Origin of the sequence: Francisella frigiditurris, assembly GCF_001880225.1 — a bacterium.
In the GTDB taxonomy this organism is placed as follows: domain Bacteria; phylum Pseudomonadota; class Gammaproteobacteria; order Francisellales; family Francisellaceae; genus Francisella; species Francisella frigiditurris.
Genome location: NZ_CP009654.1, coordinates 848,898 through 863,840 on the forward strand (window position 1 = coordinate 848,898; position 14,943 = coordinate 863,840).

Here is a 14,943-nt window from a genome sequence, read left to right on the forward strand (position 1 = left end):
TAAATAAATGAGGAGAGATAATCATGAGTGAGATAATATCAAGACAAACTGTAACAAGTGGTCAAACAATATCAGTGAGAACTGGGACAACAGCTTGCATAGGCTCGCATCCTGATCCTAGAATATTTGTTGACTCATTAGAGATTGCAGGAGAAAAAATAGATAAAAAAATAGTAGCTATTGAGGGTGGTGATGATGTTACTAAAGCTGATGATGCTACGGCCGCAGCTAGTGTAATATCTTTAACTATTACTCCGGGTTCTATAAATCCAACTATAAGTATTGTTTTAGGAACTTTAATAAACTCTAGTACGCGAGTAAAAATACAGGAAAAAGTTTCTGATATTTTAAAAGCTGGAGCTACTGATATGAACATTAAGTTGGGAAGCTCTAACAAAAAGCAAGAGTATAAAACAGATGAAAAGTGGGGCATTGTGATAGATCTATCTAACCTTGAATTATATCCAATAAGTGCTGATGCTTTTAGTATTAGTATAGAGCCAACAGAGCTTATGGGTGTTTCTAAAGATGGTATGAGATATCATATTATATCTATTGATGGACTTACAACTGATAAGGGAAGTTTACCTGTATGTAGCGCTGCTAGTACAGATAAAGGTGTAGCTAAAATAGGTTATATTGCAGCATCTGCTTAAGTTATTAGTTAGTAAGGATTCTAAAATGTTCCTAGAAAGATTGTATTGGGAAGACGGTCTAAGATTAGATAGTAAAGTTTTAGATAAATCTGATACTACACTCGCTGAGAAGGCTGCATATGCAAACTTTCTCCCATCTAATCTTCGGCAGGGTATAGTTAGCTTCGATTTAGATATGGAGAGCCTAAGTTCAGGGCTAATTCTTGTTAAGGAGCTAAAGCTTTACATAGAGGATAAAAGCTTAGTTTTATTTGATAAAACATATCCTTTATCTGTTCAAGTTAAAGATGAGGAGCTAGCTGCCGCAATTCCTCTTTTTTTAAATATTAGTGAAAAAGTTAAGGAAAAAGAAGGTAATAAATATATAATTAATCATTTGTCTCTATCTGTAGAACGTGATTATAATGTAAAATATAGTATTCAAATAGCATTGTTTAAGTCTAATAATGGTCAATTAGAAGCTGTAGATTATGATTTTCCATTATTATCATTAGATCATTATTTAATGGATGATCTTTTTTTAAATATGAATAGATTAGTGGCTGAATTAAAAGCTTTTAATAAATTCGTTTTTTCAATATCTAGACCGTATGCTTCGATATATTTAAGTTTTCTAATAACCAGGCTAGATAGGGAATTACGTTTTTCTGAAATAAACAGGATAAATGTAAATCCTTTACATATTTTTAATATTATTCATGATATTTATAGTTTGATGCAGGTTAGTACTGATGACGGAGCAGAGAATATTCAACATATTATATATGATTTTTATAAACCAATTAGTAAGTTTAGATTATTAATAGAAAAACTTTTTGACATATGTAAACATAAAAAGATTAGTAATTTTGTACAGTTTCATTTGCAAGGTCAGAAGTATATTTGTGAAGACTTTCCTGATGAATTTTTTGTGGCAAAAAGACATTATTTTGTTATTAAGAGAAAACATGATGCGCCTAATAATGCGAGATTTGATAACAAAAATGTTATTAGAATAACAAGTATTAGTAGAAATAAGAGTATTGTTACTCTTTCTCTATCAGGACTTAAGCTTGAAGAAGTGGATACTTCTATGACTAACTTTGCTATAAGTCTTAATAATTTAGATACTCTATATGAGATTAAAAAAGGATCAGAGTGGGATTTTGTTTTAGCAGACCGAAGTGCCGTATTCTCTGCCTTCCTTGAGAGTCAAAATTTTGAGTTCTTTATTGCATTCACCTAAAAAAGTGTTAGCTTATAATCTCCAAGATAAATTATATCTTCTTTAGGCATCTCTATTGAAGCTACAAGGATTATATCTATGAAATCATTCTTTATATTTTTATGAAAATTCTTTATCGTTGCTTCTAGGTTTAAAATATTTTTATTTTTACTATTCTGATTAAGGAAAATAATATTCACTTTTATCAAGTAAATAAATGAGGGTATGAAGCCACCTAAGAAAATACTACCTATATTACCTGGACCTACTGTAGCAACTTCTCTTTTAATATTAATAAATTTCTTTTCATAGTTAATAATAGTGCAGAAGTCTTCAGCAAATAGTTTATATAAACTATTTATAATGCCATTTACAGTAGAGAGAGGAGGTATCTTTTTGTATACATTTTGTTGTAAAAGATATTGAAAGCTTTTAGTACCAAAAACATACCTATAAAGTAAAGCTTGTATACCATATTCTAAAGTATTTATAGCTTGTGTATTTCCATTTTTTATATATTGTTGATATTTACTTTCCAATGGAGAAAATATATTTATTTTAAATACATTTATTTTTATATATATTCTTTCACGATTTGATGAGATCCCTAATATAGTAGAATCTGGTACACTATTTTTTAATATAGGAATCAGCTTTATATCTTTTACATCAATTCTATGATAAATAAGTATATGCAATAAGTTATTTATAGAAATTTTTTCTATAACTTTTTTTAGTTGATCTAAATTTATAGGCTCTTTGTACATGCGTTACTAAAAATCAAATAACTTGTTTAAATCTTCCTCACTATTATAACCTTCATCGTCGTAAGAATAACTATCTTCATCAATATTATTTTCATTATTATCTAGATATTTTTCATTAGATTGTTTAAGCGAGTGCTCTTTATTATCAGATGAAGGTTTATTATTTATACCAATATCTTTTTTATAGGCTTCCTCATCACTTAAGATTCTATTTTCTTCTTTAGAGTAATCTTGTGCTTCTGATGATGTACCATAAAAATGACTTTCTGCAGATGGAGTATTGATAAGTTTATTTTCAGGCATTTTTTCATAATTTTCTAAGAATTCATTATAATCAATATTGTACATTTTTTTAGCAATGCTCCATTGAATGCTACTAGAGTAAAGGTCTATATTTTTGTGTATATCCTTAATATGAGGAGCTATCTTCTTATAAAGAGGAAAAAATATCTCTGGGAAATACTCTTTTGGATCAAAATTTACTAGTAGATTTTGGATATCATCATAAACTATAGATGTCTCAAATATCCTCTCATTTTCTATTAGTTCTTTTAAAACCTCAATTTTTTCTATTAATGTTAACCATTTATGAGAACGGAAGTTTTGATTTTGTGACGAATTAAGTTGTCTCTTACTATCCATTTTATTTCTCAGATTTTTCTGTTTAGATAGCTCTATAGTTTTATCGTTATCCTCTTCAAAGGTATCTGCTACTATAGAAGCTTCAATTTTTTTTAAAGTACTAATAAGCTGTTGCTTTAGTGTTTTATTGTATTTAATCGAGTTACTTTCAAAAAAACTTATTAGGCTTTCTATATCTTTGATAACTAATTCTATAAAGGAGTTTGATACCTCTAAGTTATTAGATATCTCAGAAAGGTTACTATTTATTACTGAAATGAATAAATTAATCCCTTTTTCAGATAATTCATTTTTTTGAGAGCTATCTTTAGGGGAGATATTTTCAAAGTTATTCTCTAGAAAAATAAGATATTTGTTTATAATGTCTGGGATAGAGTTAAGATTATCTAGATTTAGACATATTTCTGAGTTTAATGCTATAAACAAACTATAGATATCTATATTGTTTGAGTCTTCAACATTTTCAATTAATTTTGTCAAGAAAGCCTGGTACTCAGCATTTTCATATTTAGCATAGAGCTGTAGATTGCTCACGGGATTTATTTTTTCTACAGCATCTATAGAAGAATTTTTTAGGATATCTATAAGTTCACTCATAAAGTGCCTCCAAAAATAATCAGTTTAAAAATACCAACATACTTATACCAAATAAACTTAAAGGGATTCCTATTCTTAAAAAATATTTTAGAAAATTTTTGTTCCTTTTGTGTGTTGGTATATTTTTATTAGATGAGCTATCAATAAAAATAAGAGAATTATTATTTGTAAAATCCTTTAAGAATTTATCCACATCTTTCTTATATGAAAGAAAATCATGATTATAAGGATTGTCATAATACTGGCCATAAAACTCGCTATGTAGTATTAAAGACATAACTTGGTAACATGTTTCAGGATATATATTATCTGAGATAATATTATCTATTATTTCAAAAACGTACTCTCCACCGTCTTTTCTTCCATAATACTCCAAATGGAGAAGTTCCCATTGGATATTTCTATTTGATTTTTCACGGATTAACATCATTTTCTCATCTACATAGGCAAGAACTGGAAATATTATATATTTGGATATAATATCGCTGTATTTTTCCATTAGTTCTTCTTGTAAGAAAAAAACATTCTTTCTTACATCATTTCTATAATAAGCAATTTGCTCATTATCATAACTCTCACTATTAATAACACCTTCTGTTTTCTTAATGATTTCTAGGATGATTTCTATTTCTTTTAAATCTGACATTTTTATTACCTACCTGCTGTGTTTAATATAACTTTTCTTACAAAGCTAAAAGTGTTTTGATTAATGAATTTGCATATGATTTCAGTAAAGTATTGTAGAAAGTATTTATGTTCATCGTTATACCTCTTACTTGGTGTTAATATTAGTTCATTGGTTAGAGTATCTAAGTGTAAGTCTTGTAATAAGTCGACTAATAATGATATATAATGATCATGAGTTTTTAAAAGCCTTGCGATAGCTACAAAAGTTGTTTTCGTGTAGATATTGCCAGATACTAGCATATCTATCATATTATATATTGAATAAGCATTTTGATTATAATTCTGAATCTCATTTCTTATGATTAAAGGAGATATTTTACAATTTATTGATGTAATAGCGTTTGAATTGATCTCTATAAGATCTGAAACTTTAGTCAATTGAGACCATGCTGAGTAAGTATGAATCTTGGTTTCATAAAGATTTCTATCAAGCTGAGGAAAGACTATATTATAGTTAAGAGCTTGTTTATTACAGTTAAAATAATATTCATTTTGTCCACCAAAGTAATAGCCATTGAAATCACAAGGCTTATTGTTTTCATATATTGATATTACATCTGTTGCATAAGCATCATCTATTTCGGGATGTCTTAATTTGCTTTCAGATAAATTCATGGCAGCAAATGTAGCATGAGAGTAGTCATAAAAGCTATTGAATATAGGTATTAAGTTCACTTTGAATAAAGATGAAATTTTTTCTTGATTATAGTTATCAGTTAAGATCTTGAAACTAAGATCTATCTTCTCTACAGTATTAGATTTATATTTAAAAAGATCTTTTATTTTTACATTAAATCCATATATGCAGCTAGGAGCATGTAAATTTAATATAATATTTTCAGTAGGCTTTAATTCTAAGTTTACAGCTTCAATTGTTATATCTTTAGTTGTATAAGTATCATTTGTAAATTGTATTCTAGCAAAAGCATCATTTTTATTACTTTGTAGAATTTGATTGAATAAATATACGGCAAAAAAAGGGTTTTCATCACATAAGTTAGGATCTAGCCAGAGAGTTAGATAGTCATATTCGAAATGATTCTCAAAAGTTAGTGAAACATTTATAATATCATTATTTTTTATAGTTTTAATTTTGCTTATAGGAGCAATGACTGTTTCTGATTTTGTAGTATAAGTTAGAGTTTTAGCATTTCTTTTATCTTCTATAAAAAAATACTCTTGTGGCGAAATATAATATCCATTATGTCCTTTGTCTTTTATCTCTAATAAATATAGTTTAGGCAGGAAGTAGTAAAAGCTACTATAATATTTAAAGAGTAAGCTATTACTATAGTCAGATATTCTATTATCAAAATCTTCTTTTATTTCCTCGCCAATTCTATCAAAAGCTTTTTTAAGTATAATAGCCTCAGTTGTAGTTAAATCTTTTTCAGCTGAGTTATTGATCATATTTTTCTCATGATGTTTTAGCATTTATTTGTCCACCATTTATAAAGTTAACTATGCCACCAGGTGCAAATGTGCACATTGCTTTACTATTTATAGTTGTTATGGGCGCATTCTCTAATAGCGTAGTTGGGTTTGTAGGAATAAAAGGGGTGAGGTTAGGGATACATACCCAAGGAAACATAAAAGGATTCATAGTTGGATTTGCTGGGTTTGAGCAACCAGCAAAAGGCAGTATATTAACACCAAGTTTTGAGTCTGTTATATTTGATCCTGGTAAGTTCCCGGCTAGAGTTTTAACTCTAATACTTAAATAAGTTCCAGGTGCTAGACTAAAAGAGCATTTTATCATAGCTGTCATGCTAGGAGTTAATGTAGATGCACTACTTGAAATGTTAAGCTTAGTTGGAGATAAAAAGCTTTTTATATTATTTAATTCAGAAATTAAGCTATCTACAGAGCCCTTAATACTCCCCCAATTTTGTTGTAATCCATTTAGTTTTTGTAATGAGTTTTCTAAAAGGTTTGTGTCTAGCATTTATGTACTCCAATATAAATCTTGTTTATCTATAAGATTTCTAATTACAGCATTATCGTTAGATATATTCTGCATTACTGAAAAAACCTTATTTGAAGAGGGTGGTAAGTTTCGTATTGATATTAATTTAGGCACATTATAATAAGCATTCTTTAATAGGTAGTTGGTTAGCCTTTTTGCAGTAGTATTAGCGCTTTCTATTTTGTTATTATTTATATCTTTATCTATAGTTTTTAGACTTTTTTCAATATCAAGTTTTTCTTTATTAGATTGTCGCTCTTTAGTAGCTATTTTTTTATAGGTTTGGAAGCTATTTGCTTTTGCTAAGAAGAGCTCCATTTTATATATATCATCAGAGATAATATTATTTGATAGTTCCTCTACTAAGTTATCTTCTTTTCTTAATAATGTACTATGATTTTGATTAATTTGAGGGGTAGTCTTATTTATTGATGATATATAGTATCTAAGGGTATTATTGCTATTTAAAGATGAGTTGACAGAAACTTCTTGGCATATATTTCTAAAAATATCTTCAAATCGAATAAAGGGTTCGAGTAATTTAAAGTCCTTTTTAGCAAGAGCAATGTTTATGCTTGTTGCTATATCTAATAGAAGAGAAAAATATTTGTTTGCAATATCACTTAATATTTTTGCAGGAGAGTTTTTAAGTAGCTTCTCTATATTACTTTCATTTTCTATCTCAATGAAGCAATTATGATATATTTCATTTTGAGTATTTAATTTTTTGTAAAGAGTATCTATATCTAAAAGTAAATTTGGTAGCTCATGCGTTCTACTTATAAGCTCATCTAAGTTATTCAATTTATCATTTTGAGCTATATTATTTTCAGGGAAAAATATATTACTTATTTTAAAGTCTGAAAAGTACTGTGAGGAGGAGAATATGCCAAAATCTATAGTATCCTTAAGTTCTTTTATAAAATCATTATTTTCATTAAAAAGATCTTTAAGATATATATCTGAAGTCGTTAGATTTAAATAGTTATTTAATAACTCTAAATTTAATAAATCTTGTTCATAGGATAAAAAAGCTTTTAGTAATAAAGAGTCAGTACTAGAAATTGGCTTGCTTATATTAGCACCATTCTTAATAAAATAAGCAAGTCGTAATAAGCTTAAAATTGGATTTTTATTTAATGGTATAAGCTTGCTCACATTTTGTTGTGTTTTAGTAAAACTCTTAAGTTCAGAAAAAAAATCTTTATATTTCTGAATTAATTGTTGGCTTTCAGGATGTTTAAAAGCTTTTATATATAAATCAATTAATATATCTTCGTTCTTTAGCTGAAGAGTCTTATTAAGAGGAATACGTGATTTCAAGTCAGAAATTATTTCTTTTGGACTTTTATTTTCTAGGTCGTTAAGTTTTTTAGAGAAGTCATTGCCTAGAATGATTTTGTATTTAGATAGTTGAATTTTCAAGATTTTTAAAGATTCATATAGGTCGTCATAATTTTTAATAGCTTCAATTTTAGCTAAACTATCTTCAATTAATTTGTTAAATACAATTGCTTCAGAAGATAATAGATAATTTGTTGAATACCTTATTTCTTCTATAATAAATACAAGGTTATAGATATCAATTTTTCTAGTAATTTTTTTTGCACAAAATGAATCTATATAATTAATATTGTCATTTAATTTACCCAATACAAATCCAGACTCTTGCTTATAATAAAGAGATATATTTATATATAAGTTTTCTAGATTCTTTGGTAATTTATTATACATTATTAACCCACCATAGTAGCTGCGCTTCCTTTAATACTAGCTGTAGCATTACCCTTTATATTAACTGTTGTACCTTCTACATTGGTTGCTACACTAGCTTTAATATTATTATTTAAACCCTTAACTCCTACATCTTGACCAGCTTCTATATTGATTCCAGCAGAGCTTTTTACATTTATAGTTGTGGATTCAATAGAAATGCTAGAGTCTTGCATAGTTATAGTTGAGTTGCCTATTTTTAGGATAATTTTGTCATTTGTTAGCATGATACTAGCATTCTTAGTTGCTAAGACTATTTCTTTTTCTGTTATAGACATTTTAGAATCTTTAACATTTGCTAGAATTTGTTTATCTGCTGTTGATTCGATAGTGTCAGTAACTTTTGTAGTCATTTTGCCGTCTGACTCTAGTTTGGTCGAGCAGCCTTTATCTTCGTCTTTTATATCTATATATAACCCTTTATCTTCTAGGTTAAAAAGATGGTCTGCTTTCGACATAACATCTCCTTATTAATCTTTAGTTACATTTCCATTATCTATAGTAAATTCATTACTATCATTAGGATCTATTAAGAACTTCCAGTTTTCTAGTTTAGTAGCGTCAGTTATTGGTAATATAAAATACACAGCATATTCTTTAGAATCTTTATTTAGAGGAAAATCATTTTCTCCTTCTTGAAGATTTATAACTTTTACATTTGTATCATATATTCTTTGGCTCACTGATTCATAAGTATCAGCATAGAACGTGTTCTGATCAGGTTGTTCTTCTAATACAATTTTAGATTTGGGAATATTGTTATCAATATATAATCCACTACTTGCACAGCCTCCTAATCCAGTCATTGTAATTATTACTAAGAGTATTTTTGATAGATATTTCATACTAAGATATCTCCTTTTCTTGCCAGTTTAGTGCGTTGAGAAGTTCAGACTCTATTTTGAAACTTATAGAATAGTTAGTTCCTTTATGCTGGAGAGTCCATGTACATACATTTTGATCATTACATTTAGCATCTTTTATAGCTTTGAGTATTGACCAATTTCCTGTATAACTCTTTTGAATGGTACTGCCATTTTTAAGTTTTATAATCAATGTTGTAGGTTCATTTGAGTTCCATTTATATGGCAGTTTTATACCATTTGAATAGTCTATATTTAATGAGTTTACAAAACTTTCCTTATCTAAAATTAGACTAAAGAAAGTATAGTCATTTGCTTCATTTGATATTGGTGTTAATTTGAAGTCTATAGGTTTTGGATTACCTTTCTCATCCCATAAAATTTTATTTAATTTATAAACTTTGTTGAATTTTTCTACATAGCCTCTTTGCTTAGGGGAGGTTAAATCTATGCTATCCCACTGATCAGTATCTTTATTATAAGTAAGTAAAGGTTCTAAATAAGTTTTCATTTGTGTATAGATATACCCATAACTATCCAATTGTTTAGTTAGAGTCTCACTTGATATAATTTTGTTACTACCATAATTTAAAGGAAACTGATCATTTATGAAGTCATATTCCAAGCTTATTGTATTATCTAGATTAGTAATAGCATCATTTATAGTTACTTTTTTTATCGCTTTAACTGCAACATCTAAATGAGTCTTTAATAGTCGATACAGATTGTTATTATCAGTGTTATTGATAGATGATAACTCGGAGTATACTTTTTCAAGAGGTTTATAACCTTTATTTATTTCTTCATAAGTTTTTGTATAACCTTGCTCTTTAATAAGGCCTCCAAGTTGGCTAAATATTTGCTTATAGTCTTCATAAGCTTTGGAATTAAGATAAGTATTATTGTTTTTAAAATATTTATCTATATTCGAATATAAAGGAAATTTATTTTCCTTATTTTTATCTTTAAAGTAATCTGTAAGTTTACTATATATTGTTTCCTTACCATCTTTGTCTTTTTTACTACTTTTACCAGCTTTAATATCTTCTTTGTCTGGTATTAAATCAGTATTATCATGGTAAAACTTTATCAGATTATTAAAAGAAGAATCTTTTGATGTCATAACTGATAAATAAAGGTTTAAAGTTTCTTTATTATTTACTTGTTGCTCAGAATTATCATCAGCATTTAGATTGTCAATTATATTATTGTAAGCTTGTATATAATTTTTTTCATAATGATGAACAGAGTTCTTATATATTGAAGCTATAAAATCTGGGTTAATATTATAGTTGTCTTTTAAATCAGTTAATAATTGATCAAACTTTTTATTTAAAGTAATAATATTATCTCTTACATATTCTTTTGAATAAATAGGTGAGATTGATATTTCTTTATTATAAAAGTTAGGGGCAAACCTCATATATAATTCTTTTTCGACAGGATCAGTCAAAGGAATTTCTTGGTTGTTATAGGTTGAATTTACTATGTTATTTAACACATAATTTATTAGTGATACCGTTATTTTATGTGAGGCTTGCTTATTTTCAGATTTAACGTTAGCACTATTTTTTTCTAGTGATGATACTATGTGAATAATGCTTTTTAACATGGAGTTAAAGCTTGTGAATTTTTCACTAGATTCACTTTCTTCAAAAACAATTGATATGTTTTTTGTCATTGAATCAATGAATGTGGAGTTGCATAAGCTTTTTGAGGATACATTGTAATTCTCTTGATAAGTGGAGAATACATTACTCACCACTGTAGGGAGAACAAAGTTTTTTGACATCTCTGGAATAATACTGTCAATTGTACATCTATATAAATATCTTGTGTAAATTTGATTTATAAACTTTGTTCTTTGTGTATCTGATATTCCTAAGTACTCTATATTAAAGCCTTTGGTGCTTAAATAATCTTTTGATCTTGGATCTATTTGGATCTGCCCGCTATCATATAGTTTGTCAACTCTTTGTAAGACATTATTTATTACTTCTTGCTTAACAGACGGGCTAGTATATTGTATCACAGCCATTAGCTGCTCTTTTGACATTGAGGTTATGCTGCTAATTACTTTAATAATATTTTCAGTATTAGAGTTGATATAATTATTATCCATATACTCAAAAAATATTAAGTAAGCAGTAATGGTTGATAAATCAGTGGTTTCATTAAAATGCTTTGTAATAATACGTGTTAAAGCAATGTCAGCATATTGTTGATTAATGTAGTGATATTTTATATTTTTAGGATAAATACTACTTAATAAAATATTATCATCTACTTTATCTTTAAATTTCTCTGATAGAGAGGTTAGGTCTTGGTTCGAGGCTTCTTGAGAATCTTTAAAAGTTGTTCTTTGTTTTAAATCGAACTCTTGCAATATGTTTATAACAAAAACAGAAGCAAAAGCTAATGAAATCAAGTTTATAATTATAGATTTTGGAGATTTCATAATACTGATGCTTGTTTTAATAGCAACACTGTTTGGTTTATTTAAGTCAAAATATAAATAAACCTCTTTGTCAACAGCTTTTAGTTCTGGATATATATTTGAGATAGTTTTCCCAATATTATTAAGAGTCACTATATTGAAATATTTTTTAGTAGTTATATCTTTGTTGTTGAGAACTCTTGAAGCAAGATTTTTAATAGCTTTATTATCTATATTAGGATCTTTAGTTAGTTTAAAGGTGTTATCTTTACCTATGGCTTGATTAAAAGAGTCAATACTTTCTAATGATTCATTACTATAAAAGGATATAACTAAAGTTTTAAACTCTTGTCTTGGGAATATCTTACAAATCTCTTTTAGATGATTCTCTTCGTAATAATTATGACCTGATATATTGAAACATACATTAAGTTTAAAGTATTGAAGGTTAAGTTTACTTTTTAGTTTGCTTATATTAGATATATTGTCATGATTTACTAATACAGTGGTTTTTGTTCTATCAATAGCGATATAAGTAAAATCGTTATAGTTTAAGATCTTTGCATTAGGGTTAAGTTTATTGAAATAATCTTTTGCTGAGGAAAAATCTCCATAAAATATGTATAATCCACTTAATTTATTTTTTATACCATTTCTTTTTATAAGTTTTCTAGCCGTTTTTATTATGTTGGTAGAAATAGATTGTTGTTTTTTAGGACGAGACATTATCTTCTTTAAAAAGGCTATAGCAAAGAACAGTCCTACTACAAATATAAGTATTATTAATAGAGTAATTAATGGGTATTCTATTATAAAGTTCATATTAGTTTCCTTTTGCTTTATATTTTAAGAAAATTCCATTTTTATTATTTATAAAAAAAGAACTTTCATTTTTTTCATTTAATTGAGTGACAGAGTAAGTTTCATCATCACTAGCTTGTGTGTATGCGATCTCACAATTTTCTTTTGCTCCTAGCAATTGCCTCTGCAATAGTTGTTTTTGTGCTTTATCTGTAGATATTGCAGTATTAGAGATTATTTGAGTAATTTCACAGGAGCTTATTGACTGAAGTTGGGTTATAACTATATCGTCATTCCGTAAAGGCATAAATTGGTTGTTTGCTGAATTTACATTTATTTTAGATGGCATATATAAAATAGGCTTTTCAGAGCATTTTGGACCTAATATTTCTTTAGGTATTTCTATTGCATAAAATAATTGAAGTTTACTATTAAATATCGTTGGTGTGCCTTTTTCACTATTTTCTTGAAACTCTGAAAAAGAGCTTTCCTCAGATTTAAAGTTTTTGAAAAACTTATAAGCTTTTTTTGAATCTTTATTAACATTATCACCAATGGTAACTTTACCAATTATATTTAGTGATTCAAAAGGTCTGAAATAAGGGTAATCAGCTCTCAATTCCTTATAGTCTAATAGGTTATATGCTATAGACTCTTGGTGAGTTAGGCTAGGATAGCTACAAAAGATAATTTTCTCATAAGTGTCTGAATCTGAATCAGATTTATAGTGAAAATCATTTAAATCTTCATAGAGTTTTTGGGTAGAGTATTGGCTTCTCTTAAGTTCAATAGTTCGTTCACTTATATAAAAATTTTTAAGATTCTTTGATCCAAGCATATGATCGTCAGCTTGAAGGCTAGATAAGCTAATATCGCTATCAATAAAAGGAAGGGTGTTCTTTGTACTAAGTTTAAGAGCATAAGAATAATCTTGTTCTTTATTTTCATCAGGTTCTTCATGTTGATGATAAAATGTAGGATTTATAATATCTTCATATACTGATGAAAAGGGTTTGGAAGAGTTATTATTAGATTTGGTAACTTTTCTATTGCCATTTAAAGTAATATCAGGAGTAATTCCATTTTGTTTTATATAGAAAATAAGTTCTTGTTGAAGAAGTTTTTGATTTTTGAAGCTATTTATATCATAAGAAGAGAGTTTTTGCTCTAACTCTTCATCTGTGTTAGCTATACTTTTTTTAAGTGAATCATCAATTTTATCAACAATATAGTAAGTTATTTTTCCAGTTTTTTTATCACAGAAGTATTTGATTGCACATTTATTAATTTGTAATTGTTCGATAAAAAAGTCATAAAAGTTTCTATTTATTGTAGATACAAATATCTGCGGTAATCTATTTTTTAAATTTTCACTTTTATTTGTATCTAAAGTGATTAGTTTTTCAAAAAAGAAATTATCTTTAATTACATCATCTAGAGTTTTTTTAACATCCACATATGTAGGTTTATGTAGGCTCCATAATGATTTTAAAGGATCATTAAACTCTATTTTAAATTCTTTAATATTTGTTGTTGTCTTATCTCCGTTGAAGGAAAAGATGCTAAATTCATATTTTTCTTTAATATCTACAAGATCGGTTACATTTCCTATTACAACAAAACGAGTTAGTCTTTCATGTCGATCAGTTTTAGAACCTTTTTTTAGAAAATTAAAAGTATCTTGTATTTCTATATCTAATAAAATAGGTTGGCTAGCATTCAATAGAAATTCAAAATCAGGGTGATTATTTGGATAGACTAGTTGGAAATGTATTGCTCCTTCCAGTCCATATAAAGATTCTTTTATTTTTAAGTTTTGAATATGTAAATTTTTTAAAGTTAGTTTTTTTTCATTAAATATTTTTTTGTTTTCAGTGGAAGAAAAATCAATATTCTTTAAAGTAAAATCAGAATTTATTGGACTTATATTAACTGTTATACTTTGCTTTTGTAAAATATCATTGTAAGCAATAGCTTTAGAAAGATGATTGTTTACAAGCTTGTTAAGCTTATATAAAAGCTTAGATTTTTGTATGTCTGATGATCTTTCTATAACATTTTGCAATGTATTTATGAGAATTGTGATTTTTTTAAGATATTTGTAAGGCAGTTTGAGTATAGTTTTATTCTGACAAGATTTTTTTATTTCATCTATTGCAATAGATATTTTCTCCGTATCTTTATAGTTTGATGAAAAATACTCATTATAATCATTAATTCTTTTTTTCAGCCTAACTATTTCGTAATAGTTTTTGTATTTTTTATAATCCAAATCAGAAATAAGGTTATTCTGGTATAAACTCTTTGTATTTTTAAGTTGAGTTTTGATCAAATTAAAATCTTTATTATTAGACTTAATAAGATAGTCATTAGCTTCTAATGCTATTAGAGCGGATGAATCTTGATCTGTTGTAGAGGATATATAATTTACAGAGTCATATATATTAGCCTCTGATATATTAGCTAGGCTTCTCATAATTTCTCATTTTTTTCTCATTTCTCACAATACATTATGAAGAGAAAAAAACAATTTGTCTAAAGGATTAATAG

12 protein-coding genes are annotated in these 14,943 nt (G+C 27.2%); 2 read left to right on the top strand and 10 right to left on the bottom strand.

Annotated elements, in window-relative coordinates:
• Positions 1-23: 23 nt before the first annotated feature.
• Together iglC and tssK are read left to right on the top strand one after the other, a co-directional pair.
• Positions 24-656: a type VI secretion system tube protein IglC gene (iglC, locus tag KX01_RS04190; RefSeq protein ID WP_071663793.1), complete on the top strand. Its 633-nt coding sequence runs from the start codon at positions 24-26 to the stop codon at positions 654-656.
• A gap of 25 nt (positions 657-681) precedes the next feature.
• Positions 682-1,881 carry a type VI secretion system baseplate subunit TssK gene (tssK, locus tag KX01_RS04195; RefSeq protein WP_071663794.1) on the top strand — a complete coding sequence of 400 codons (1,200 nt, stop codon included), beginning with the start codon at positions 682-684 and terminating at the stop codon, positions 1,879-1,881.
• On the opposite strand, the gene iglJ is transcribed toward tssK, so the two are convergent.
• From iglJ to KX01_RS04245, 10 genes are read right to left on the bottom strand one after another with little or no spacing between them, the layout of a single operon-like run.
• Positions 1,878-2,627 carry a type VI secretion system baseplate protein IglJ gene (gene iglJ, locus KX01_RS04200; protein ID WP_083578897.1) on the bottom strand — a complete coding sequence of 250 codons (750 nt, stop codon included), beginning with the start codon at positions 2,625-2,627 and terminating at the stop codon, positions 1,878-1,880. The two genes, tssK and iglJ, sit on opposite strands and share 4 nt — an antisense overlap.
• A 6-nt stretch (positions 2,628-2,633) precedes the next feature.
• Positions 2,634-3,866, bottom strand: coding sequence for a type VI secretion system protein IglI family protein (locus KX01_RS04205; RefSeq protein WP_071663795.1), 1,233 nt, complete (start codon positions 3,864-3,866; stop codon positions 2,634-2,636).
• A gap of 19 nt (positions 3,867-3,885) precedes the next feature.
• Complete coding sequence (locus KX01_RS04210; protein WP_071663796.1) at positions 3,886-4,512, bottom strand: DotU family type IV/VI secretion system protein; 627 nt, start codon at positions 4,510-4,512, stop codon at positions 3,886-3,888.
• 5 nt (positions 4,513-4,517) lie between these two features.
• Positions 4,518-5,987, bottom strand: coding sequence for a type VI secretion system baseplate subunit TssF/IglH (gene iglH / locus KX01_RS04215; RefSeq protein ID WP_232223354.1), 1,470 nt, complete (start codon positions 5,985-5,987; stop codon positions 4,518-4,520).
• Entirely contained in the window at positions 5,971-6,498 is a 528-nt protein-coding gene (gene iglG, locus KX01_RS04220; RefSeq protein ID WP_071663797.1) for a type VI secretion system PAAR-like protein IglG, read from the bottom strand. The genes iglH and iglG overlap by 17 nt, the downstream gene beginning before the upstream one ends.
• Positions 6,499-8,253: a hypothetical protein gene (locus KX01_RS04225; protein WP_071663798.1), complete on the bottom strand. Its 1,755-nt coding sequence runs from the start codon at positions 8,251-8,253 to the stop codon at positions 6,499-6,501.
• A 2-nt stretch (positions 8,254-8,255) separates the two neighbouring features.
• On the bottom strand, positions 8,256-8,750 hold the full coding sequence (tssI, locus tag KX01_RS04230; RefSeq protein ID WP_071663799.1) for a type VI secretion system tip protein TssI/VgrG: 495 nt from the start codon (positions 8,748-8,750) through the stop codon (positions 8,256-8,258).
• 12 nt (positions 8,751-8,762) lie between these two features.
• A complete protein-coding gene (iglE, locus tag KX01_RS04235; RefSeq protein ID WP_071663800.1) occupies positions 8,763-9,137 on the bottom strand; it encodes a type VI secretion system lipoprotein IglE in 375 nt (124 codons plus the stop codon).
• Position 9,138: 1 nt separating this feature from the next.
• Positions 9,139-12,414 carry a hypothetical protein gene (locus KX01_RS04240; RefSeq protein ID WP_071663801.1) on the bottom strand — a complete coding sequence of 1,092 codons (3,276 nt, stop codon included), beginning with the start codon at positions 12,412-12,414 and terminating at the stop codon, positions 9,139-9,141.
• 1 nt (position 12,415) lies between these two features.
• Positions 12,416-14,869, bottom strand: coding sequence for a pathogenicity determinant protein PdpA1 (locus tag KX01_RS04245; protein ID WP_071663802.1), 2,454 nt, complete (start codon positions 14,867-14,869; stop codon positions 12,416-12,418).
• Positions 14,870-14,943 lie beyond the last annotated feature (74 nt).

What these genes read in the sequence shown, in the direction of transcription:
- iglC (WP_071663793.1), top strand. Translation starts at nt 24, where the DNA reads ATGAGTGAGATAATATCAAGACAAACTGTAACAAGTGGTCAAACAATA.
- tssK (WP_071663794.1), top strand. Translation starts at nt 682, where the DNA reads ATGTTCCTAGAAAGATTGTATTGGGAAGACGGTCTAAGATTAGATAGT.
- iglJ (WP_083578897.1), bottom strand. Translation starts at nt 2,627, where the DNA reads ATGTACAAAGAGCCTATAAATTTAGATCAACTAAAAAAAGTTATAGAA.
- KX01_RS04205 (WP_071663795.1), bottom strand. Translation starts at nt 3,866, where the DNA reads ATGAGTGAACTTATAGATATCCTAAAAAATTCTTCTATAGATGCTGTA.
- KX01_RS04210 (WP_071663796.1), bottom strand. Translation starts at nt 4,512, where the DNA reads ATGTCAGATTTAAAAGAAATAGAAATCATCCTAGAAATCATTAAGAAA.
- iglH (WP_232223354.1), bottom strand. Translation starts at nt 5,987, where the DNA reads ATGCTAAAACATCATGAGAAAAATATGATCAATAACTCAGCTGAAAAA.
- iglG (WP_071663797.1), bottom strand. Translation starts at nt 6,498, where the DNA reads ATGCTAGACACAAACCTTTTAGAAAACTCATTACAAAAACTAAATGGA.
- KX01_RS04225 (WP_071663798.1), bottom strand. Translation starts at nt 8,253, where the DNA reads ATGTATAATAAATTACCAAAGAATCTAGAAAACTTATATATAAATATA.
- tssI (WP_071663799.1), bottom strand. Translation starts at nt 8,750, where the DNA reads ATGTCGAAAGCAGACCATCTTTTTAACCTAGAAGATAAAGGGTTATAT.
- iglE (WP_071663800.1), bottom strand. Translation starts at nt 9,137, where the DNA reads ATGAAATATCTATCAAAAATACTCTTAGTAATAATTACAATGACTGGA.
- KX01_RS04240 (WP_071663801.1), bottom strand. Translation starts at nt 12,414, where the DNA reads ATGAACTTTATAATAGAATACCCATTAATTACTCTATTAATAATACTT.
- KX01_RS04245 (WP_071663802.1), bottom strand. Translation starts at nt 14,869, where the DNA reads ATGAGAAGCCTAGCTAATATATCAGAGGCTAATATATATGACTCTGTA.